This window comes from Hahella sp. NS-SX17 (genome assembly GCF_057367735.1).
Genome location: NZ_CM170632.1, coordinates 1,832,039 through 1,855,340, shown reverse-complemented (window position 1 = coordinate 1,855,340; position 23,302 = coordinate 1,832,039). Strand labels below are relative to the sequence as shown.

Sequence of the window (23,302 nt, the reverse complement as noted above, 5' to 3'; positions counted from 1 at the left end):
CATGAGGGTCCATTATGGGTATGACCCACATCATCGACCGTCGACTCAATGGCAAGAACAAAAGCGCTATCAATAGACAGCGCTTCCTGCGCCGCTATCGCGAGCACATCAAAAAAGCGGTGGCGGATGCGGTCAATAAAAGGTCCATCACTGATATTGACCGCGGGGAGAGTATTTCCATCCCCAGCAAGGACATCGGCGAGCCGACGTTCCGACACGGTAAGGGTGGACGCCGTTCCGTCACCCATCCCGGCAATAAAGAGTTTGTCACCGGAGACAGCATCCCGCGGCCGCCAGGGGGCGGCGGCGGAGGCGGCTCCGGGCAGGGCAAAGCCAGCAACCAGGGCGAAGGCATTGACGACTTCGTTTTTCAGATTTCTCAGGAAGAGTTCCTCGACTTCATGTTTGAGGATCTGGCGCTGCCCAATCTGGTGCAGAAGCAGCTGAAAGACACTTCCAACTACAAATTCGTTCGCGCCGGTTACACCACACACGGTACGCCGGCCAAAATCAACGTCATTCGCAGTATGCGCGGCGCCTACGCCCGCCGTCTGGCTCTGTCCGGCAACACGCGCAAGAAAATTTCCGACATGGAGGAGCAACTGGAGGCGCTGAAACGCTCGCCGGAGACCCCGGACCCTGTGTTCAGCAAGGAAGACCAGATTCGCGCGCTGGAAGAGGAAATCAAACGCCTGAAAGGCCGCGTACAGCGCATTCCTTTCATTGATGAAATCGACATCCGCTACAACCAGCACGTCAAGCAACCGCAACCGGCCACCGCAGCGGTCATGTTCTGCCTGATGGACGTCTCCGGCTCCATGAGCCAGACCCACAAGGACATCGCCAAGCGCTTCTTTATTCTGCTGTATCTGTTCCTGAAGCGTAACTACGAGAAGATCGAAGTGGTGTTCATCCGTCACCACACCAGCGCCAAGGAAGTGGATGAAGAGGAGTTTTTCTATTCCCGGGAAACCGGCGGCACCATTGTCTCCAGCGCATTGCAGATGATGCGGGAGATTATGGAGGCGCGCTATCCCACCGACGACTGGAATATCTACGCCGCGCAAGCCTCCGACGGCGACAACTGGAACGACGACTCTCCGCGCTGCAGCAAATTGCTGGCGGAGTCCATTCTTCCCTATGTGCAATATTATTCTTACATCGAAATAACGCCCCACGAGCACCAGATGCTCTGGCATGAGTATGAAAAGCTCACCGAAGCCTTCCGGGAACGCTTCTCCATGCAGCAGATTATGGATGTAGGCGATATTTACCCGGTATTCCGCAAGCTGTTCCAAAAGCAGGTGGACTATGCCTGAAGCAATTGAACATACCAGCACCGCTCCGCCTGCGGATCGCAGGCCTATATCCGAAGGTTCCGAGTGGACCTTTGAGTTGATCAACCGTTATGACGAAGAAATTCGCAAGTGTGCGGAAGAGTATGGTCTGGACACGTATCCCAACCAGGTGGAAATCATCAGCGCCGAACAGATGATGGACGCTTACTCTTCCGTAGGTATGCCCGTGGGTTACCACCACTGGTCGTTCGGCAAGCAGTTCCTGCAGACAGAAAAGCTGTATAAACGGGGCCAAATGGGTCTGGCCTACGAGATCGTCATCAACTCCAACCCCTGCATCGCCTATCTCATGGAAGAAAACACCGTGATGATGCAGGCGCTGGTGATCGCCCACGCCTGCTATGGGCATAACTCCTTTTTCAAAGGCAACTACCTGTTCCGCACCTGGACTGACGCCAGCGCGATCATCGACTATCTGATCTTCGCCAAGAACTACATCGCCCAGTGCGAGCAGCGTCATGGCGTGGAGGCCGTGGAGCAGATTCTGGATTCCTGCCACGCCATCATGAACCATGGGGTGGACCGCTATAAGCGTCCCGCCCCGATTTCCGCGGCGGAGGAAGAACGCCGGCAGCGGGACCGGGAAGAATACATGCAGAAGCAGGTCAACGACCTGTGGCGCACCATCCCTTCCAAACCAGGGGAAAAAGAAACCCAGAAGAAACGCCGTTTTCCGCCCGAGCCGCAGGAAAACATCCTTTATTTCATTGAAAAGAACGCCCCCTTGCTGGAGCCCTGGCAGCGGGAAATCATTCGCATCGTGCGCAAGATCGCCCAGTACTTTTATCCGCAACGCCAGACCCAGGTGATGAACGAAGGCTGGGCCACCTTCTGGCATTACACCTTGCTCAATACGTTATACGACAAGGGGCTCGTGACTGACGGCTTCATGCTGGAGTTCCTGCAAAGCCACACCTCCGTGGTGTATCAGCCGCCTTTCGACAGTCCCTGGTACAGCGGCCTCAACCCCTATGCGCTGGGCTTTGCGATGTTCCAGGACATCAAACGTATCTGCCAGGAGCCCACTGAGGAGGACAAAGCCTGGTTCCCGGATATCGCCGGTTCAGACTGGCTGGAGACGCTGCACTTCGCCATGCGCAACTTCAAGGATGAGAGTTTCATCCTGCAGTTCCTGTCGCCGAAAGTGATTCGCGACTTCAAATTCTTCAATATTCTGGACGATGAAATGGACAGCGAGTACCACGTCACCGCCATTCACGATGACAACGGCTATCGCGCCGTGCGTGAGCAATTGGCGCGGCAGTACAACCTGAGCTATCGCGACCCGAATATTCAGGTGTGGGACGTAGACGTGCGCGGCGACCGCTCGCTGACTCTGCGGCATACGCCCTTCGACCGCGTTCCTCTGTATGAAAAAGACGTGCATGAAGTTCTGCGGCATATCCACCGGTTATGGGGCTTTGACATCCACCTCAACTCCGTGGATGGCGAGGTTACTTTGCGCAGTTTCAGTTGTCCTCAACACGGCGAAGAAGAGGAGGACGACGCCCATGACTGACGCCGCCAGAATGCTGACTCGGAGCAGGCGGCGATGAACTTCCACTTCTGCCCGCTCTGCGGCGATAACCTCACCACCCGACAGATCGATGGCAAAGCGCGGCGCTGCTGCGCTTCCGATGGCTGCGACTTTGTACATTGGGACAACCCGACGCCGGTCGTGGCCATGCTGGTGGAGCATGAGGGCGATATCATCCTCGCCCGTAATAAAACCTGGCCGCAAGGCATGCTGTCCATTCAGACCGGCTTTCTGGAGTCTGGCGAGTCCCCTGAGCGTTGCGCCCTGCGTGAAGTCTCCGAAGAGTTGGGACTGAAGGGCGAAAGCGCCCACTTTATCGGCTACTACGCCTTTCATGAACAAAATCAGCTGATCCTGGCCTTTCATGTACGCTGTAACGGAGAAATCCAATTAGGCGACGAACTCGCCGAATACAAACGCATCCCACCGGAAAAGCTCAAGCCCTGGAATTTCGGCGCCGGTCTCGCCGTGCGCGACTGGTTGAGCAAGCAGGGATTGCTGGCGCTCTAACAACCCTCTTTCGCATATCTCTTTTGAGTACTCCATATCGGCGGGCCTTAAGCCCGCCTTTTGTGCTCGATGAATCACTGATCGATAACTAATGTCACATTTTTACAATCCCGCCGCCCTCGTCGTCCCTATCATTGGAAGCGCTGAAACCCAATCGAGAGATCGCTCACAAACCGGCTGAGACATCGACGATTGATACCTTCATTGCTTAATCCAGGGAATCATTATGCAAGCACGCTCTTATAAAAACGCGGTCGGACTACCGCTAAAAATACTTGTTTCCTCCCTCCTCCTCGCCAGCCAGGCCAATGCGGACCAACTGACAGACATCCCCATACCGGCGGGAGAAGGCTTCTATAAAGACGTCCTGATTGACGGCGGCCCGGGCATTTCCGCCTCACCCACCAGACATTTCGAGTCGCTTGGTCTGTCCTATGAGAAGCTAAGTTACCGCGCCTACGACATCTTGACCGGTGAAGTGGACGAGGAAGACAGACAAGAATTCATAGAAAAGTTCATCGGCTCGGATATAGACCTTAACGGCCGTCTTCTGTACCCCGATGGAGCCCCCCGTTACCGCATGTTGAATATCGGCGCAGCCTCGTTCTTAAGGACTTCGACAACACCGAGTGGCGGCTCCGTTCACGCCAACCTCCTGAAAGGGACCACCAGTCCCGTTCTACGCACCGGCGCCCAGAATATCCAGCAATTCATACAAAATGGCGGCGGGTATACAGGCTTTTGCGCTGGCTCTGGACTAGCTGATGACAACGCTAGCAGCCTGAGGTTATATCCTGGTCAAAGCCTGCCCATGCCTGACTCCACCGAGACGGTGTACCTGACGGACACCATTGGCGATGAGATCGGGTATAGAGAAGTTCCCAATATTATGAGCTTAGGCGGTGGTTACATATTCAAATCACAGTCCAACCAGTATCCTGAAGGCGTAGAAATCCTGGGGCGGACCGACCGATATCCAGCAGTTTGGAGCTGGCGCGACCCGAATAGCCCGCATAGCGGAACTTTGGTGCTGAGCGGCCGACATCCTGAGCTAAGTCATGAAGCAAAGGCCGAGGAGTTGACGAAAGCCATGTACGCGCTGGCGATCAACGGCAGCCTTGACGGCAGCTATAAGCCCCAAGTGCGTATCAAAGGCGATCTGGAAAACGGTCGCACTCGTTATATGGATGAAAACACCGGGCATTATGACGCCGGCCATATCAAGATTGGCGACAAGCAGTATCACCACTTCAAGATCAACGTTGAAGATCCGCGCAAGAAGTACCTGACCATTGAGCTGAATGGCGAGTATGGCTACGACTTTAACCTGTACCTGAAAAAAGGCGAGCCCGCCTTCGCCAGTAACGCCGATGTGGCGGTCACTGACGCCGGGAACTACAAGACGCTGCAGATCGACAATCTGACTTACGGGGAGTGGTACGTCAGTGTTGAAAACGCCACCTCTGTCACGGCGGACCGTTCCACTAACTCGGAATATTCCGGCCAGTTGGAAGTTCTTAATGGCGTCGCCTACGACATTACCGCCACCTGGGACAGAGAACCGCCCTGCCCCACCAGCATCAGTGACGTCAGTGCGGCGAATCCGGCTTTTGTTGGGCAAAAGCTGCCGATCAGCTGGCGCGCCGAGTGCTTTGACGCGGGCAGCTACGCTACCGTAGATCTGGTCAAAGCCAATAATGAAGCCAAAATCACAACGATCACGTCCAGTGGCGGACTTAACAACGGCGTCAACACCCTGGTTTGGAACGCGACCTACAACCGGGTGGGCGAGTACAAAATCCGCGTCAGCGACAACCTGAACCCGGGTAAAAAGAGCCTGAGCCCCGCTTTTGAGCTGAAAAAGCCGGAAATGCTGATCGTCCCTCCCGTCTCTTCCGGGGAAAAGCTGAGCGTTATCTGGCGTTGGACTGGCGAGAGCAGTCGCGTGAGCCTTGATTTATACCAGGGTAATACTCTAGTGACCAACCTTACGCCCAACTACACTCAGAAGAGTGGAACCAACTCGCTGGAGTTCGCCGCAAACTGGACCTGGAAGCCGGATGTAACCTACAAAGTCCGCATCAGAACCCGGGATCGCGCCAGCAACCTGACGCTTTTCAGCCCTGAGTTCAAGCCAACATTGAGCCCAAAAGTGACAGTTGACGGATTGGACGTGAACAGCGCCGGCGTAGGTGAAGTCATGCTGGACGGGTGCAATCCCGGCAAGAAATGCACCCGCACGCTGACGTTCGCCAACCAGGGCGGCCAAAACGCCAACCTTGCGCTGCAACTCCTCTATGTTGATGAGATTATCGCCAAAAGAAGCTGGGGGACTTATGGCCTGTCGTCTAAGTGCCTCAGCAGCGCCAGTAACGGTCAATACGCCATGCAGTTGCCGCCAGGCGGAGCATGCGCCGTCGACCTGGCCTACTCCTGGCCGACAGGCATTCCCAACGCCAGAGGCGGATACTTATCCATGAGTTCTTCCGACAGCGATATTGAGTTGCCATCCCCTGGACAGAAAGGCGTGTTGCTCTGCGCGGACTGTCGCTAACCCTTCTGACGCGCGGCGCCTAAGGCGCCGCTTTTAACATTTCATCCGTCGGCATCTGAGTATGATGCTTGTCATAAATCTTCCTGATCGCTCCTTCCTTCCACATCTCCAACAGGATTTTGTTGAAGTCCGTCATAATGGCCTCTGCGTCTGGACGGCGGCGGGATATGATGAGGTGCAGTCCGTTAACCTGCAAAGGTTTGGACAGGGCCTGGAAGTGCTCCGGGTCTCCGAATAAGCGCTCGATGGTCGAGCGTCCTACCATGACGCCAATCGGGACCAGATGCACACGCTTGCTTTCCAGCAGCTGGAAGCAGGTTTCCAGATCGTTGGGAGTCCATAGTTTGACGATGTCCTTATCCAGCAACGGTTGTACGCTCTCCAGGCTATATCCCAAAGGGCGACATAACACTAATCCGGCAAGATCTTCATCGCGGGTATATTTGATATCCTCGCCTCGACGAACGAAGAACTGCTCCACCGTCACATACAAAGGCGAAGAAAAATAAAAGGCGTCCATACGATCACGGTCTTTAACATAAGGAAATGCGCCCAGCACGTCTCCCGTTTCCGCCAGACGGAATCCCCGGTTCCAGGGCAGGTATTCTATCTTCACGGCCGCGCCGCTGCGCTCCAGCACAGTCTGAATAATCTCTGTCACCAGACCGCCATTAGGCAGCTCTTCTCCACTAAAGGGCGGGTAAGCGTCCTTTCCCGTCACCAGAGTATATTCCACCGCCCCGGCCCAGCCGCTGAGCAGAATCAGGCACAAGGCGCTCCCTATTGCCTGGCGCGCCTTTGTCAAATACAACGACATTTAGCCGGCTCCGTTGGTCGGTGTCATGGTCTGAGAAGAAATACCTTAAGTATAGTCTCATGCAGACAGGTCGCCATGCGGGGTGATATCGTTGTTTTCATGGCGCCTGAAGGAACTATTCGTTTAACTCTGGAAATCACACTCTTATGCGTTATCAAACGCGTTTTGACAAACCACTGGAGCAGGAGCTGCAGCGCTATCTGGAAAGTCTGATCAATGACCTTGCGCTGGAATTGATCAGAACCCGTTTCGACTTTGACTCCGCCGTACACAACGCCCGCAAGTTGATCAAGGAATTGCGCGCACTGTTAAGACTGCTCAAGCCGGTTTGCCTTGAGACCCACGACGATCTAAGACAGACGCTAAGCTCCACCGCCCATATTCTCGCCCCACACCGCGACCGTTTTGTCATGGTCAACGTCTGGAGCGAATTCGCAGCCTCCCTGCCGTCACACCCGGACATCGATAAAATCGGCGCGCTTATTAAGGAAGAAGCGGAACGCGCGCCGCCGCCAGACCAGGAAAAGACTCAAACGCTGCTACAAGAAGCCAACTGCCTGTTGCTGCAACACAAAGATCTGTTGCAACAGCGTCCCTGGTCCGACGACATTGACGCCGACTGGCTCTGCATGCGTCTGGCGCGCCTGTATCGGCGAGGCCAAGTCGAGTTTCGGCGGGTTCGGGGAGGCATCGACGCGGAAGACCGTCATGAGTTGCGCAAGCGGCTGAAGGACCTGATGTACGCGCTGCGCGTGATCAAGCCCGTTTGGAGTAAATCGCTGCGCCGCCTTCACAACGGCCTGAAAAAAGTCACCGAAGGCCTGGGCGACGCCAACGACCTGAATCTGCTGGAGCACGCCGTAACGGATACAGACGTTGGCGGACGCGAGCAGATACGCCTGGAATTGAGCGCCGCACAGCAGGCGTTATGGGAAAAAGTGGACCAACAGGCCGCGCGCCGCTTCGCGGATAAGGACGATAAGTTCAGGGATTTGATAAGAAAACAGGTTTCCTGACCTGTCATCTGTCTGCAACGATCCCCTTCTACACTGTGTCCAACAGTGGCCGGAAAGGAATTCCACGCGGTTCGGCCACTGAGAAGAAGGCTCTGTAAACATTCGGCTTCCTTAAACAGCGATCACCAAGTTTTAGAGCGACATTCAGGCTGCCTTTGCAGCCTTTTTTTGTTTCTCCCTCACAGCATTTGGAAACGGACGCCAAAGGAAAAAGCATTACCAGTCCCTCCTTTGGCGTCGCCATGCGCGGCCGACGCATATCGCGCTCTAACTGTCCTTGCGCTTTACGAATATCGACAACGCCGCCAGCCCGCCGGAGCCCGCCATCAACAGCAGAGACACCGCGTTGAGCACCGGCGTTGAACCTTCCCGCAGACGGTCGAACATGGCGATGGTCAGGGGGGCGTCCGATCCCACCAGCATCAGAGTCGTGTTGAAGTTTTCGAAGGACATCAGAAAACAGACAATGCCGGCGCCGACCAGCGCAGGCTTCAGGAACGGCAGCGTAATGGTGCGCAATACGTCAAAATGAGACGCCCCCAGATTCAGCGCCGCTTCCTCCAGACTGACGTCGAACTTGCGCAGGCGCGCGGAGATCACCAGGGTGGCGATAGTCGTGATGAACGCAAACTGTCCTATCACCACCAGAACCAGCCCCGGACGCAGCATTTCCAAATCGTAGGAGAACGTTTCCTCCACCCAGTTGGCGATGCTGCTGCTGAATACCAGCACCGACACCCCCAGAATGACGCCAGGAATCACCAGCGGCGTCAGCATCAACACATACAACAGATTTTTGCCGGGAAAATCATGTCGCTCAAACAGAAATGCGTTACAGGTGGCCAACGCTAAACTCACCAGCGTCGTACATACCGCCACCTGCAAACTGACGAGAATGCTTTCCAATAGTTCGGTGTCATGAAATATACCCAGTTGCGGCGACTTTTCGCCGAGGAACCAGTCCAGAGTCGCGCCTTTCCAGGGCATCGCCGGAAACAGGGAATCATTGAACGCAAACACCGCCACCACCGTCAGCGGCGCCGCCAGATAAATGAAAAACGCCGCCACATAGGCGTGATAAGCGCCGCGGAAGTAACGGCTGGATGGAATAGAGGCCAGCATAAAAAACTCCTTAGCTCATCACTTTAGTGAATGACTGCCGCGACAGACGTAACCCAGTCCAGACAATCAGCGAAGACAGGATCAGCAGCAAGATTCCGAAAGCGGACCCCTGCTCCCAGTTAAATCGCGTAATGAACTGGGTATAAATCTGCTCCGTGAACCACAGGCTGTCTTTGCCGCCCAGCAAAGTGGGCGTCAGATAATTGCCCAGAGTGAGCATGAACACCACGATGCAGCCGCTGACGATGCCCGGCGCCGCATGGGGAATCACCACATCGCGCATGACCCGCCAATGACTGGCGCCCAGGTCGTAGGCGGCCTCAATCAGGCTGTCGTCAAGGCTGTCCAGCGTGGAGACCAGCGGCACCACCATAAACAGCATGGAGGTGTACACCAGCCCCACCATGATGGTGGCGTCCTGATACAGCATCTCCACCGGGCCGTCCACCCAGCCCAGCCATTGCAGCAGGGAGCTCAGCACGCCGGTTTCCCGCAGTAGAATCATCCAGCCGTAGGTTCTTACCAGCTCACTGACCCAGAACGGCACCAGACACAGCAGAAACAACAACGGACGCAGCCTTCCCCGCGCCACCTTGGCGATATAGAAGGAAATCGGAAACGCAATCAACAGCGTCAAAGCAGTGGCCATGATCGACATGACCGCCGTCCGCATGAAAGTGCGCCAATACAGGGGCTCTGTAAAAAAGGCGGTGTAATTGCTCCAACTGAACGCATAAGTCCCAGCGGACACACGCTCGCGCAGAGAGATCAACGCCATATCCACGTGGGGCAACGCAATCAGCAGCGTCAGCCATAACAGTATCGGCGTCAGCAGCAACGCTAGTCCGAATTTGAAGTGTTGGGGTTTCATGGCGCCCCCTACACTGGAAAACAGCGACATTGGCCGGCCGCCCAGGACAGCAGCACACGCTGACCTTTACCAATATTGTGAAACATTGGCGTTTGCGGCAGCGCCACGGAAATGGATTCGTTGCTGTGATCCAGACTCACCTGCACCTGACTGCGGGCCCCATCGAACAACACTGCGTCCACCCCCCCGCCGAAACGGTTTTCCCCTCCGCGCCCAGCGCCTGTATCGTCATGCGACATCGCAGACGCCAGCTCGATCTTCACCGCCTCCGGCCGCAAATATATCTGCGCTTCCTGTCCTTGCTGCAGCCCCGCCAATGCGCCCTCCACACGAAACTGCAGGCCGCTGGCCGTGCGAATCGCCGCGCCTTCTGAGTCTCGGCTGATCAAGGTTCCGCGCCAGCAATTGCTGTCGCCGACAAAGCTTGCGACAAATGCGGTGTCAGGCTGGTAATACAGTTCCTGCGGCGCGCCCACTTGCTCAAAACGCCCTTTATTCATCACTGCAATATGGTCGGACATCACCAATGCTTCGGATTGGTCATGGGTGATATAGACAAAGGTGGTTCCGAACTTTTCCTGCAGGTGTTTCAGCTCGACCTTCATCTGTTCGCGCAATTTCAGATCCAACGCCCCCAACGGCTCATCCAGCAACAAGACATCCGGTTTCAGCACCAGACAGCGGGCGATGGCGATACGCTGTTTTTGTCCGCCGGACAACTGATCAATGCGTTTGCCGCCCGAGTCTGGCAGCCCCACCCGCGCCAGCATATCCTTCACCGCCGTCTCAATCTCATGGCGCGGCGTTTTTCTGCGGCGCAAACCATAGGCCACATTTTCCGCCACCGTCATATTGGGAAACAGCGCCAGGTGCTGAAACACCATGTTCACCGGCCGTTTGTTCGGCGGCGTATCCAGCACGGAGCGGCCCTTGATGAGAATATCCCCGGAGTCAGGTTGCTGAAATCCCGCCAACATGCGCAATAAAGTGGTTTTACCGCACCCGGAAGGACCAAGAATAGAGAAAAAGCTGCCTTGAGGTATTTGGAAAGACACGTCGTCTACTGCGGTAAATGCAGAGAAATTTTTACTGACGTTGCGACACTCAAGGTCAAAGGAGGTGGTGACTGATTCGGACATAGACGTATGCACACACTGAAAATGGTCGGCGCATAGCGACCGCAGGCGCGCCCAACGACCGCCAGGTCTAGCGGGCTTACCCTGGCCAAATGCGCCAGAAAAAAGCAACCCGCCACGACGTAAACACATCGTGACGGGAGTTTCGTTATGACGACAGAGTAACGGAGGTTACAGTCTGGCGGCTTTCACCCGATCCAGAACCTTGCCTTCCATCTCTTCCAGGCCGGGAGGCACCGGTGGATACCATTTGATGTTATCCACGGCTTGTGCGGAGAAGCTTTCCTGGAACTGCTTTTTGAGGGTGGCGTTGACGTACTCGTCGCTGCCTTTAGAGGCGGTGAAGTTACCGGCGGATTCCGTGATCTTCGCTGCGATATCCGGGCGCATGACAAAGTTGATCCATTTGTAAGCCGCTTCTTCCGCTTTGGTTTTACGCGGCAGCGCGAAGGTATCGATCCATCCCAGCGCGCCGGACTTCGGCGCTACGAAAGTGACGTCCGGTATTTCGCTGTTCAGTTTCCAGCCGCCGGAGTCCCAGGCCATCGCCGCTTTGACTTCGCCGGAGCGAATCAGGTTGAGCAGGTCGTCGCCGCCGCTCCAGTAGGTCTTCACTGCGCCCTTACAGGAGATCAGCTTTTCTTCGACTTTGTTCAGAATAGCTTGATACTTGTTCTTGTCGCCGTATGCGGAAAACGGGTCTTCGCCCATCGCGAACGCGAACCCGATCAACGTCGGACGTTTCAGACGGTAGGATACGTCACCGTTCAGGCCCGTCGCGCACAGATCAGTGTAATCCGCCACCGCAGGCGCGCTTTTACGGTTGACGATCAGGCCGCTGGTGCCCCAGACATGAGGAACGCCGTACACTTTGCCGTCCAGCAGGGTGTTCTTGCGAGTCGCCTCCAGCATGGAGGGAATGAATTTGTTGGAGTCGATTTTAGACAGGTCGATGGGTTTGTAGATGTTGAAGTCCGCCTGGGCGCTGGTGACGCGGTCCTGGCTCGGCTGCGCCAGATCGAATCCGGAGCCGCCGGTGGCGCGCAGTTTGGAGATCATATCTTCGTTGTTGGATTTGGTGACTTCCACGTCAATGCCGGTTTCCTTCTCGAACTGCGCCACCACTTCATCCGGAGCATAACCGCCCCAGGTCAGCAATCGTAAAGTTTCAGCATTGGCGACACTACTTGCCAAAGCGCCGATTAATAACGTCAGGGATGCTCTCTTAAATACTTTCTTCATGATCTTTCCTTATTTCCCAGTAAAGCGCGGGACAAAAGACCCCGTCGCCGATTCAGGTCAGCAAACCACGTCAACCTAACAGTGTCATATGACTGAAATATGACAATTTATAGATGCTCTCCCACTGACGCAATCCCCGAGGAAGCGTGCTAAAATTATACGTTTTGCGATACTGCGATCTTTCCAGGTCGCCAACTTGACAGTTATGCTCAGCGAAGACTTCGATATCACCACCGCCCGCCTCGCCGCCGACGCGCTCAAACAAGTGCTGGCTGCGCGCACCCACAAGAAAAAGGTGTGGGGCCAGGTGATCGTCAAACCCGGACAGTTGGGCGACGCGCTGCGCCTTCCCACCATCACTTCCGAGTTGAACAGCAAAGTCGCCGCCCGTCGCGAACGCGGCCTGGAAAACTTTCAGGCGCTTTGGGACACCCTTTCCGAACATACCCGTCAGGCCGTGTTACAAAACATTGGCTGGTACGACCCGAAAGACCTCAGCTGGGATGACAAACGCTCCAACCGACGCCCGGTGTCCAGCGGCGAGGTACCGGAAGGCGCCAGCAACAACGACGTTTGATTCACGCCCTCATCAGCCTTCAAACGCTGGCGCCTGAACGCATTTGCGGTTATAAACTGCATGCCGTCGACATGCAGTTTGATTAACCTGGCGGCGTTTCGAATTCAGATCAGGTCGTCAGGAGTCGCCCATGTCCCTCGCCATCGCTTCAACACCCGCCGTCGCCGCTGAGCATATCGCCTCATCGCTGACATTGCCCTGCGGCGCAGTTATTCCCAACCGCATCGCCAAGTCTGCGATGACCGAGGGGCTGGCGGATGGCGACGATCTGCCGACGCCGCAGTTGAACCAGCTCTACCAGCGCTGGGCGGAAGGCGGCGCCGGGCTCCTGATCACCGGCAATGTCATGGTGGATCGTCGCTATCTGGAACGCAGCGGCAACGTAGTACTGGAAAATGCGGACGCGCTGTCTCGTTTTCGCCTGTGGGCGGAGGTCGTCACCGAATGCGACGTGCATCTGTGGATGCAGCTCAACCATCCGGGACGGCAGTGCTCTCGATTCAGCAATAACAAGCCCGTCGCGCCGTCCGCCGTGCAATTGCGCATGGCGGGTAACTTCGCCATGCCCCGCGCTCTGCCCGGCAGCGAGATCAAAGCCATTATCCGACGCTTTGGCGTCAGCGCCGCCCTGGCCCGGGAAGCCGGCTTCACCGGGGTGCAGATCCACAGCGCCCACGGCTATCTGGGCAGTCAGTTTTTGTCCCCGTTGACCAACCAGCGCAAGGATGAATGGGGCGGGTCGCTGGAGAATCGCGCCCGCTTTCTGTTAGCGGTCGTCGAGGAAGTCAGAGCGCGCGTCGGCGCGGACTTCCCTGTCGCGATAAAACTGAACTCAGCCGACTTCCAGCAAGGCGGCTTTGCTCTTGATGAATGCGTCCAGGTCGCGCGCTGGCTACAACTGGCCGGTGTGGACTTATTGGAGCTTTCAGGCGGAGCCTATGAAAACCCCGCTTTTCTGGCGACGGAGAGCGACAAGCGCCCCGCCGGAGCATGGCGGCGGGAAGCGTTTTTCCTGGAGTATGCAGAAGCGGTCGCCAAGGCGGTGACGACGCCGTTGATGGTCACAGGCGGTTTTCGCAGTCGTCCCGGCATGAATGACGCGATCGCCGCCGGCGCCACACAGATGATTGGCGTCGCCCGTCCGTTCTGCACTGATCCGGACTTTCCCCGTAAGCTGTTCGCCGGCGCCATCGCCCGGACGCATCCAACGGAGAAAGAACTGGCGCTGGCGGGCTACTGGGGGCCAAAGAGTCCTTCCAAACTGGTACGGGCGCTCAATAATCAAGCCCAGGCGGCCTGGTACTATCAACAAATCCTGCACTTGGCCAACCGCCGCCAGCCGGATCTCAACCTGGGACTCGGCGGCGCGCTAAGGCGGCATTTGCTGAATGAAATGCGACTTTCACTGCGCCGCTCGCGCTGAACTGCTTAACCTCTGTAAATTAACGATTTTCGACCGTCTTTCAGACTCAAGTCATGGATGAGTGCGACATATTGGGCTAAATTGTTCTATTAGAGCGACAATAATAACCCCCAATGACAAGCGAGCGTTCAATTCCGGTGCTTTCCAACATACGGTGTGGCAGCGCATCCGTGGCGCCCAAAATCCTCGCCTCTGGAGCCCTCTATCTCGCGTTGTGCGGCGACGTCCTCGCAGCGCCCAAGCTCTCCGAGGAAACCGTCTCCTATTGGCTGGACGGCGAGTTTTCTGTTTCCACTCTCAGCCGGCAAGAGCAGGCCGCGGAACTGGCCTGGTTTCATCAGGCTGCGGCGCCGTTTCGGGGCATGACTGTTTATGTGGTGTCGGAAACCATCGACACCCACTGGTATGAAGCCAACGTGCTCTCCAAAGCCTTTGAGGACATTACCGGCATCCGGGTCGTACATGAAATCACCGGAGAAGACGACCTTGTCCGCAAGCTGCTTTCCCAAATCGAAACCGGGATCAATATTTACGATGGCTTCATCAGTGATTCCGACCTGATCGGCGCCCATTATCGCAGCGGCGCCGTGGTCGCGCTGTCGGATTACGTCCAGCAGGAGGGCGCCTCCGTCACCTTGCCGACCTTGGACTTGCCGGACTTTATCGGCATCAACTTCACCACCGCGCCGGACGGCAAGATTTACCAACTCCCTGACCAGCAATTCGCCAATTTGTACTGGTATCGTTATGACTGGTTCAACCGCAAGGATCTGCGCGAACGCTTTCAGCGTCTGTATGGCTATGAACTGGGAGTGCCGGTCAACTGGTCCGCCTATGAGGACATTGCCGAATTTTTCACTGTTCACGTCAAGGAGCTGGACGGTCAGCCTGTCTGGGGACACATGGATTACGGCAAAACCGACCCGTCTCTCGGCTGGCGCATCTCAGACGCCTGGCTGTCCATGGCCGGCATGGGAGATCACGGCATACCCAATGGCTTTCCCGTAGACGACTGGGGCATCCGTGTGGAAGGCTGTCGCCCGGTGGGCGCAAGCATTCGGCGCGGCGGCGCGTTGGACAGCCCGGCGGCGATTTACGCCATCCGCAAGTTTGTCGATTGGTTCAAATACGCGCCCCCGCAGGCGTCGAACCTGACTTTCACAGAGGCCGGCGGTTGGGTCGGTACAGGCCAGATCGCGCAACAGATATTCTGGTATACCGCCTTCGTCGCCCAGGCTACCCAGCCCGGTTTGCCCATCGTTAACGCCGACGGCGCGCCTAAATGGCGCATCGCGCCCTCACCGGTCGGCGCTTATTGGGAAGAAGGCATGAAATCCGGCTATCAGGACGCGGGTTCCTGGACGCTGCTGAAGAATACCCCCGCGGACCGCCGCAAAGCCGCCTGGCTTTATGCCCAATTCACCGTATCCAAGACAGTCTCGCTCAAGAAAACACTGGTAGGGCTCACGCCGATTCGTCTGTCGGACATCAACTCATCCGTCATGACGGAGAAAGCCCCCATGCTTGGCGGGCTGGTGGAGTTCTATCGCTCCAACGCCCGTAACTACTGGACGCCGACCGGCTCCAATGTTCCCAACTACGCGAAGCTGTCCCCACTGTGGTGGAAATACATTTCATTGGCCCTGGAAGGCAATCGTCCTGTCGACGAAGTCATGAATGACCTCGCCCGGGCCATGGACAGAGGTCTGGACGCGGTGGGGCGGGAAGAACCCGGCCCCTGCTCGCCCCGGCTTAACCCGGAGTCCTCCGGCGAGTTCTGGTTGAAGGCCCCGAAAGCCCCCAAGCCCGAACGCAACGAACATCCTCCTGGAAAGACGCTAAGCTATGAAGAGTCAATCAAAGTCTGGAATTAGCCCCATGACGCGACTGCTGGCCGTCTGTTTAGCCTGGGCCCTGATTCACGCTCCCGCCACACTCGCGGAAGGGGAGAAAATCCAGGTGCTGGCGTTTGCGCACCCTCCCTTCATGGAGCTGCGCCATGAACGTCCGGCGGGACTGGCTATCGATATTCTCAACCTGCTGTTCCAGCGCGCCGAGGTGGATTACAGCGTTCTGTTTTTGCCGCCTAAGCGCGCTTACGTCACCGCTTTATCAGAGCCCAATAACTGCGTGCTGGCGATCGAGCGCAGTCAGGCGCGAGAGGCTTTGTTTCACTGGGTCAGCCCCATTCTCATTACCCGCCACGGCTTCTATTCTAACCAGACGGACAATTACAACATCCGCACCTTGAACGACGCCAAGCCTTTGATCATTGGCAGCTATCTGGGCAGCGGCGTCGGCGAGTATCTGGAAAAACTGGGCTTTAATGTGGACCTCACGTCCAGCAATGATCTGAATATCCGCAAGTTGCAGCTCAAACGGGTCAATCTGTGGGCCAGCGACACCGTCTCGGCGGCTGTGATCATCAATCAGAGCAATCTGCCCATCAAACTGGAGCATGTTTTCCTCACGACCCTGCGGGCGATGGGCTGCAACCTGAGCACGTCCTCCACCCTGGTGGAGCGACTGCAGAATGAATTGAAGAGCATGTATCAGGATCAATCCATCCGACAGCTGTATCGCAATTATCTCGGCCAGGATGTGGACTGGCTGAACAACTGACGCCGCCTGTCAGGCGGCGTCCTCCTGCAGCGTTCGTTTAGGCTGAAACAACCGTTTCAGGTCCTCGATGACTACGTAATTCACCGGCACCAGCAACAAAGTCAGTAAGGTGGCGAACAGAATTCCAAAGCCCAGCGACACCGCCATGGGAATCAGGAATTGCGCCTGGGTGGACTTTTCAAACAGCAACGGCATCAAACCGATAAAGGTCGTCAGGGAAGTAAGTATCACCGGCCGGAATCGAGCCACGCCAGCGCTCAGCACCGCTGTCATCAGATTGCCGCCGTTTTCCTTGTCATTACGATGCTTGTTAATGAAGTCCACCAGCACCAGACTGTCGTTCACCACCACCCCGATCAACGCCAACATTCCCAGCAGACTGGTCAGGCTCAGGTCTATTCCCATGATCCAGTGCCCCAGCACCGCGCCGATAGCGCCGAAAGGTATCACTGTCATCACAATGAGCGGCTGGATGTATGATTTAAATGGAATCGCCAACAGGCTGTAGATCATGAACAGCACAAACAGCAAGCCCCATTTGAGGCTGTCGAAAGACTCCCTCTGCTCTTTCGCCTCGCCTTCCCAACTGTACTGAATGTCTGGATGTTGCAGCATCAGATCGTCGAGGAAACGGGTCATATCCTCCTGCAGAGCCAGCATATTGGTGTTCTGTTTATCAATATCCGCTCGCACGTTCATAGTGCGGTAACGATCAATGCGATAGATCGTGGTAGGACTCAGACCCGGTTTAAGCTCAGCGATTTCTCCCAACGGAATCAAACGACCATCGGAGGCGGCGATACGCAGGCTCTGCAAGTCGCTGACGGACTGGCGGTCGGAACGCGGGTAACGCACCATGACGCGCACATCATCGCGCCCTCGTTGTATGCGCTGCACCTGGTAACCATAAAAGGCCTGACGAATCTGATTGATGACGTCCGAGCGATTCAGTCCAAGCGCATAGGCCTCGGGCTTCAGCTCCACCTGCAACTCTTCTTTGCCGTCCGACAGGCTGTCGGTAATGTCGAACACCGTTGGATAGCCCGCCAATCGCGCCTTGACCTGGTCGCCTACCGCCGCCAGCGTCTCAAAATTATTACCGGAGAACTGGATGTCGATGGGATCGGACACGCGGCCGATCTCCGCCCGGTAAGTCAAAGACTCCGCGCCGGGAACCACGCCGATCAGACGTCGCCATTCGTTCACCAGTTCGCTACTGGTGACTGCCGTGTCCCGCTCCTCGGGCGCCACGATTTCGAAAATCACCCGACCTACATGTGAGCCGCTGGAGCCGCCGCTGGTGGCAAGCACATCCAGGATCAGGTCTTCTCCGGTCTGAGGATCGCGGTACTTCTCCTTCAGCTTGAAGGCCGCGTCCGCCATCTTGCTAACATAGCGGTCCGTCACCTCAAAAGGCGTTCCCTGAGGCATGGTCAGCGACGCCCTGGCGATCTCGCTTTGCACCCTCGGAAAGAACACAAAGTTAATCCAGCCGGACGCAACCAGAGTGCTCAACAGAATAAACGAGCCCACGGCGAATGACAGGAACAGGTAACGGTTACGCAGGGTCCAATGCAACATCGGGTGGTAATAGCGCAGGATCGCGCGCTCAAAACCATCAGCGAAGGCGCGTTGCCAGCGCTCCAGACGGGAGCCGGCATTAGGGTCCGGGTTGATGCGGACATGCTTCAGATGCGCTGGCAATATCAGTTTGGACTCAACCAGAGAGAAAACGAAAATGGGCAACACCACCACCACAATTTGAGCGAACAGCTGCCCCCGCGCGCCTTCGATAAAGGCGATAGGCATAAAAGCCGCCATCGTAGTCAGTACGCCGAAAGTAACGGGAGCGGCCACTTCACGTGTTCCGTCAATCGCAGCCTGCAGGCCGTTTTCCGAACGCCGCAGATGGGTGTATACGCTCTCGCCAGTGACAATGGCGTCGTCCACGACGATTCCCAGCACCAGAATAAAGGCGAACAGGGTAAATATATTCAAGGTGACGCCAAAGTACGGCATCACCAAAAAAGCCCCCATAAAGGAAATGGGAATGCCGCAGAATACCCAGAACGCCACCGACGGCCTCAAGAACAGCGTCAACAGCAGCAATACCAGGATTCCGCCCTGAATCGCGTTGTCCGTGAGGGTCTGCAAACGCTTCTTCACCAGTTTGGAAAAGTCCCGCCAGTGGGTCAGTTCAACACCGACAGGCAGGCTGCTTTGCTTGCGCTCGATATACTCTTTGACTTGGTCCGCAACGCCGATGGCGCTTTGGTCCCCCACTCTGAACACATCCACAAACGCCGCCGGCTGGCCGTTGAAGCGCGTGAGCACGCGCCCCTCCTCAAACCCGTCCACAACTGTCGCCAGATCTCTTACGCGCACGAAGCTGCCGTCGCGGCGGGTCAACACTACAATGTCTTCAAAGTCGTCGCGGCGGTAGGCCTGACCTTTAGAGCGAATCAACACTTCGCCGCCGTCGGTCTGAATATTGCCCGCAGAAATGTCCAGAGAACTCTTGCTGATGGCCTGAGCGATGGTCTCCAGCGTAATGCCGTAGCGCTGCAATGTCGCCTTGGGCACTTCTATGGAGATCTCATAGTTGCGTACGCCGTCCAATGCTACCTGGGTGACGCCATCCAGGCGCAACAGATCATCTCGCACATGTTCCGCCAACGTACGGATTTCCGACTCGGGATAAGGTCCGGCGATAGCGACGGTAATTACCTCCCGAGTATGCTGGGCCAGACTGATAACGGGCTTTTCCACATCTCCCGGGAAGGAGTTGATGGAGTCCACCCGGCTTTTCACATCCGCCAGCAGCTGGCGGGCGTCATAGTCGCTGTCGACTTCAACTGTAACAGTCGCGCCGCCTTCGGAAGAGCGGCTGACAATTTGTTCGACGCCCTCCAGATCCTGCACCGCCTCTTCGACTTTAACGCTGACGCCTTCCTCGACTTCTTCCGGCGTGGCGCCGCGAAGCGAGACGGAAATAGAAATATTGGAGGGTTCAACGCTGGGGAATACTTCCAACGGCAAGCGCTGACTCAAAGACCCCAATCCCAGGGCCAGGATGGTCAACATCAACAGGTTGGCGGCGACATGATTACGGGCGAACCAGGCGATCACTGCGCGTCTCCAGCGGTTGCGTCAGCAGGCTTTTCCCCGGTGCGGCGCGCCACTTTTTCAGACTCATTCTGCGCTCGCTTGATTCGCACACCGCTGTTGACTTGCCCCAGAGGCGTGAGAATCAGTTCCTCACCCGCCTGCAGGCCTTCACTGATCAAGGCGGACTTTCCGCTCTGCCAACCGATCTCAATGTTCTGTCGGTGTAATACGTCCCCTTTGGCGACATACACATAGCTGCCCTGATAAATCGTCGATACGGGAATCACCAGGGCTGTGGGCAAGCGTCGCCCCTGAATTTCCGCGCTGACATACTGGCCGATTTTGAGAGGGTATCGATTCGCATCCTGTAGACCGAAGGGATCGTCGATCTGAGCGACCACGTAAAGCTGCTGGGTTGTGGCGTCAATCGCGCCTTCTGTCCGCACGATCTTTCCTCGCCAGCTTTCTTTCGAACCGGCGAGGTTGTTAAAGATAGTCACCATGGGCGGTTCGCCGCTCCGGCGCTGTTCGGGCAAGTCAATAAAGCCCAGGTCCGTGTTGTTGAGAGGCAGGCGCACTTCTACATAATCCGTAGCGTAAATTTCCGCCAGCGTGGTCTGCGGCGACACTACTGACCCCAGATCCACCTGCTTCTTGAGCACGCGTCCTGCGTAAGGGGCTTTGATTTCAGTCCGCTCCAGATTTATACGGGCCTGTGTGAGCTGGGCGATCGCCGTTTGCACACGGGCCTGGGCCGCAGCCAGCTGTGGCTTGCGCAACGCCAAATCTGAAGCGTTGTTAACGCCGCCGATTTTCTCCCAATCCTTTTTCGCCTGCCGCACCCGCGCTTCCTCCTCCGCCAGCGCCAGCTTCGCTTCCGTCACGGAGCCTTCAGCAATGCGTAACTGCACCTGATAATCCACCGGATCGATTTTTAACAAGACTTCGCCCCTGGCGAAGAAACCGCCATCCCGAAGGCTCGGCGAAACCTCAATCACCTGCCCGGACACCTGCGCTACAATCGCGCTTTGCGTACGCGGCTGCACAATGCCAAATGTAGAGATTCGAACAGGAAATACTTCGGTTTGCAGCGTCTGGGTTTCAACGCTGATAGCGGGCTGCGGGTGCTCTTTCTGAGGCTTCGCCTGAGGTTTGAATTCAGTAGCGAGATAGGCGACGCCAACAAACAAGGCTAACACCGCTAACGGCAGAACTTTCTTTAACATCTGACTTCCGGGCAACTGTCTGGTCGAGGGGGACTAGGCCTATTTATACGCCGAGGCGCGAAGCCCCGTCCACCGCGAACGCAATATAGGCGATTAACATTGGTTAATTAAGTGTAGTGGGTTGGAGCTGAATGGGTGGTGAACAATGCTTCATGGATATTATGAAGAATCGCAGAGCGGTCTCTCTCAAACCGTAGCAGACTCATAAAAATGACTCTAAGATAAGTTCTTTCGAGGCGAATTTTAAATTCATATTACTATAAATCGGCGCATTGAATATGATGGATGTTTGGATCGCATTCACAAAAAGCAGACCTTTATCAGGATGCTCCATTGATGTTGATGGTTGTGAATTTTATTTTGCGGAAGTGTACGTGCCTATGGTCTCCACTGGAGAGTCTCCACCCAACTTTGAGGCTATTCTGAGTAAAGTAAAGAGCGAGCTGTTGGAAAACCGCCTGGAGCTGGCTGACATCTCCGCACTAATTCGCTACGAGGAAGATCAGTGGGACATACATAGTGATAGTGAAAATGATGTGAACGCATTCGCCACGCTAGCGCGGCTCTCAGAATCTATTATATTCAGCGGTTTTCGCTCGGAAGAAATAGAAGAGCTAACCTCATACCGTTACTCAATTTCAGACGTGGATTGCGACTAAATAAACAATCAGTCCAACTAACCATTTCCACTTAGCTATATTAAAAACAGTGTACGACGAAAATATATAGAATATAAAAGCGCCAACTTTATTTGATATATCGTCATTATTCTCCATATCGCTCACTTTTATAGCGAGATGCAGAATTGCCCTAGACTTTCATGCAATAGAAAGTCTAGGGCGGAATAGCAAGCCTTGCTTTTATCTGCCGGGTTGAATCAACCGGAAGCCACCCGCGCCCCTGGATACTGAGGCAAGCCATCGCCAATCACGCACCATTTCGCCTTGGACGCGGTGTAGATGTGATCTTTCGGTAGTTGGTCCGGTTCTTCGTCCAGGGTTCCCAGAGCGATGTCGATATAATCAGGATTGCTGAGAAACCGGAAAAATAAACTGGAGCCGCACTGGGGGCAGAAGCCCCGCTCCGCCTGATCCGACGACCGATATACCGCGATGCGGTCACCTCCCGCCGTCCAAGCGAAGTTTGTTTTGTTCACCACACCGTAGGTTCCCATCGCTGCGCCGTGAAACTTACGGCACTTGGAGCAGTGACAGTGGGATACGTTTTCTTCGAAGGTTTTCACTTCATATTGAATGGTCCCGCACAGACAACTTCCTTTCATATCCCACTTATCTCCGCATTGACTTAAAGTTTACGCTGCATTCTCAATCATTAGCGTCATTGAGCATCTTATGATGATGTTTCACATGGTCGCGAATGAATGACTTAATGAAAAAGTAGCTGTGATCATATCCAGCGCGATAGTTCAGAGTCAGAGGAATGCCTTTCTCCGCGCAGGCGGCCTTCAACAGCTCAGGGTTTAACTGTTCCGCCAGGAATTCGTCTTTGTCCCCCTGGTCCACCAGGACGGCGCTCACTTTCGCCCCGGATTCAATCAACGCGACGGAATCGTATGCTTTCCAGCCTTCCTGACTGGTTCCCAAATACCCCGCCAAGGCTTTCTGGCCCCAAGGGCAGGACATAGGCGCGCAAATCGGCGCCAATGCAGAGACTGAGCGAAACTTTTCCGGTTGCTTGAGGGCGATCGTCAGCGCGCCGTGCCCGCCCATGGAGTGCCCGAACACCCCCGTGCGCTTGGGGTCCATGGGCAGGTTATCCGCCACCAGCGAGTACAGTTCTTCCGTCACGTAGGAGTACATACGGTAGTTGGAACGCCAGGGCGTTTCTGTCGCGTCCACATAAAACCCTGCGCCGGAGCCGAAATCATAGCTGAGATCTTCGCCATCCAGTCCGACATTACGCGGGCTGGTGTCTGGCGCCACCACGATAAAACCGTATTCCGCGGCGGCGGACTCTACATCCGCCTTTTGTACGAAGTTCTGGTCTGTACAGGTCAACCCTGACAGCCAGAACAAGGTAGCGCACTTTCCTTCCTCCGCAGCGGCCGGCACGAAAACGGAAAAGGTCATCAAACACCCGCAGGCTTCAGAGTCGTGCTGATAGCGACGCCAGTATCCCCCGTGGCATTTATTTTCTTGAATCAAGTGCATAGGGTTCCTCCC

General features: G+C 55.8%; 19 protein-coding genes. 10 read left to right on the top strand and 9 right to left on the bottom strand.

Going from position 1 to position 23,302, the window contains the following annotated elements; genetic code table 11:
- Window positions 1-14: 14 nt before the first annotated feature.
- The 4 genes from AC2IBB_RS08435 to AC2IBB_RS08420 all read left to right on the top strand — a co-directional run bounded on the left by AC2IBB_RS08435 (window position 15) and on the right by AC2IBB_RS08420 (window position 5,959).
- Window positions 15-1,319 (top strand): YeaH/YhbH family protein, encoded by a 1,305-nt coding sequence (locus AC2IBB_RS08435; protein WP_486332437.1) that lies wholly within the window; start codon window positions 15-17, stop codon window positions 1,317-1,319.
- Window positions 1,312-2,877: a SpoVR family protein gene (locus AC2IBB_RS08430; protein ID WP_486332436.1), complete on the top strand. Its 1,566-nt coding sequence runs from the start codon at window positions 1,312-1,314 to the stop codon at window positions 2,875-2,877. Before AC2IBB_RS08435 ends, AC2IBB_RS08430 begins: the two co-directional genes overlap by 8 nt.
- A gap of 33 nt (window positions 2,878-2,910) precedes the next feature.
- Window positions 2,911-3,405: an NUDIX domain-containing protein gene (locus AC2IBB_RS08425; RefSeq protein ID WP_486332435.1), complete on the top strand. Its 495-nt coding sequence runs from the start codon at window positions 2,911-2,913 to the stop codon at window positions 3,403-3,405.
- A 226-nt stretch (window positions 3,406-3,631) separates the two neighbouring features.
- Window positions 3,632-5,959: a pre-peptidase C-terminal domain-containing protein gene (locus AC2IBB_RS08420; protein ID WP_486332434.1), complete on the top strand. Its 2,328-nt coding sequence runs from the start codon at window positions 3,632-3,634 to the stop codon at window positions 5,957-5,959.
- Between the two features lie 19 nt (window positions 5,960-5,978).
- On the opposite strand, the gene AC2IBB_RS08415 is transcribed toward AC2IBB_RS08420, so the two are convergent.
- Complete coding sequence (locus AC2IBB_RS08415; protein WP_486332433.1) at window positions 5,979-6,776, bottom strand: substrate-binding periplasmic protein; 798 nt, start codon at window positions 6,774-6,776, stop codon at window positions 5,979-5,981.
- A 146-nt stretch (window positions 6,777-6,922) separates the two neighbouring features.
- Here AC2IBB_RS08415 and AC2IBB_RS08410 point away from each other — a divergent pair, with 146 nt between their 5' ends.
- Complete coding sequence (locus AC2IBB_RS08410; protein WP_486332432.1) at window positions 6,923-7,792, top strand: CHAD domain-containing protein; 870 nt, start codon at window positions 6,923-6,925, stop codon at window positions 7,790-7,792.
- Window positions 7,793-8,059: 267 nt separating this feature from the next.
- Here the strand turns inward: AC2IBB_RS08410 and AC2IBB_RS08405 are convergent, their stop codons facing one another.
- The 4 genes from AC2IBB_RS08405 to AC2IBB_RS08390 all read right to left on the bottom strand — a co-directional run bounded on the left by AC2IBB_RS08405 (window position 8,060) and on the right by AC2IBB_RS08390 (window position 12,163).
- Window positions 8,060-8,914, bottom strand: a complete 855-nt coding sequence (locus AC2IBB_RS08405; protein WP_486332431.1) for an ABC transporter permease — start codon at window positions 8,912-8,914, stop codon at window positions 8,060-8,062.
- 10 nt (window positions 8,915-8,924) lie between these two features.
- Entirely contained in the window at window positions 8,925-9,785 is an 861-nt protein-coding gene (locus AC2IBB_RS08400; RefSeq protein WP_486332430.1) for an ABC transporter permease, read from the bottom strand.
- A gap of 8 nt (window positions 9,786-9,793) precedes the next feature.
- On the bottom strand, window positions 9,794-10,924 hold the full coding sequence (locus AC2IBB_RS08395) for an ABC transporter ATP-binding protein (protein ID WP_486332429.1): 1,131 nt from the start codon (window positions 10,922-10,924) through the stop codon (window positions 9,794-9,796).
- A 168-nt stretch (window positions 10,925-11,092) separates the two neighbouring features.
- Window positions 11,093-12,163, bottom strand: a complete 1,071-nt coding sequence (locus AC2IBB_RS08390) for an extracellular solute-binding protein (RefSeq protein ID WP_486332428.1) — start codon at window positions 12,161-12,163, stop codon at window positions 11,093-11,095.
- A 205-nt stretch (window positions 12,164-12,368) separates the two neighbouring features.
- Here AC2IBB_RS08390 and AC2IBB_RS08385 point away from each other — a divergent pair, with 205 nt between their 5' ends.
- The 4 genes from AC2IBB_RS08385 to AC2IBB_RS08370 all read left to right on the top strand — a co-directional run bounded on the left by AC2IBB_RS08385 (window position 12,369) and on the right by AC2IBB_RS08370 (window position 16,785).
- The gene (locus AC2IBB_RS08385) at window positions 12,369-12,740 is read left to right on the top strand and encodes a hypothetical protein (RefSeq protein ID WP_486333934.1); all 372 of its coding nucleotides are present in this window, start codon (window positions 12,369-12,371) and stop codon (window positions 12,738-12,740) included.
- A gap of 130 nt (window positions 12,741-12,870) precedes the next feature.
- Window positions 12,871-14,163 carry an NADH:flavin oxidoreductase/NADH oxidase family protein gene (locus AC2IBB_RS08380; RefSeq protein ID WP_486332427.1) on the top strand — a complete coding sequence of 431 codons (1,293 nt, stop codon included), beginning with the start codon at window positions 12,871-12,873 and terminating at the stop codon, window positions 14,161-14,163.
- Window positions 14,164-14,276: 113 nt separating this feature from the next.
- Entirely contained in the window at window positions 14,277-16,037 is a 1,761-nt protein-coding gene (locus AC2IBB_RS08375) for an ABC transporter substrate-binding protein (protein WP_486332426.1), read from the top strand.
- 4 nt (window positions 16,038-16,041) lie between these two features.
- Window positions 16,042-16,785 (top strand): substrate-binding periplasmic protein, encoded by a 744-nt coding sequence (locus AC2IBB_RS08370; protein ID WP_486332425.1) that lies wholly within the window; start codon window positions 16,042-16,044, stop codon window positions 16,783-16,785.
- 9 nt (window positions 16,786-16,794) lie between these two features.
- Here AC2IBB_RS08370 and AC2IBB_RS08365 read toward each other — a convergent pair whose 3' ends face one another.
- A complete protein-coding gene (locus AC2IBB_RS08365) occupies window positions 16,795-19,914 on the bottom strand; it encodes an efflux RND transporter permease subunit (protein WP_486332424.1) in 3,120 nt (1,039 codons plus the stop codon).
- Window positions 19,911-21,119 carry an efflux RND transporter periplasmic adaptor subunit gene (locus tag AC2IBB_RS08360; RefSeq protein ID WP_486332423.1) on the bottom strand — a complete coding sequence of 403 codons (1,209 nt, stop codon included), beginning with the start codon at window positions 21,117-21,119 and terminating at the stop codon, window positions 19,911-19,913. Before AC2IBB_RS08360 ends, AC2IBB_RS08365 begins: the two co-directional genes overlap by 4 nt.
- A 374-nt stretch (window positions 21,120-21,493) precedes the next feature.
- Between AC2IBB_RS08360 and AC2IBB_RS08355 the strand changes: the two genes are divergently transcribed.
- A complete protein-coding gene (locus AC2IBB_RS08355) occupies window positions 21,494-21,778 on the top strand; it encodes a hypothetical protein (protein ID WP_486332422.1) in 285 nt (94 codons plus the stop codon).
- A gap of 218 nt (window positions 21,779-21,996) precedes the next feature.
- Here the strand turns inward: AC2IBB_RS08355 and AC2IBB_RS08350 are convergent, their stop codons facing one another.
- Window positions 21,997-22,401 (bottom strand): GFA family protein, encoded by a 405-nt coding sequence (locus AC2IBB_RS08350; protein WP_486332421.1) that lies wholly within the window; start codon window positions 22,399-22,401, stop codon window positions 21,997-21,999.
- 43 nt (window positions 22,402-22,444) lie between these two features.
- Window positions 22,445-23,290: an S-formylglutathione hydrolase gene (gene fghA / locus AC2IBB_RS08345; RefSeq protein WP_486332420.1), complete on the bottom strand. Its 846-nt coding sequence runs from the start codon at window positions 23,288-23,290 to the stop codon at window positions 22,445-22,447.
- Window positions 23,291-23,302: the final 12 nt, after the last annotated feature.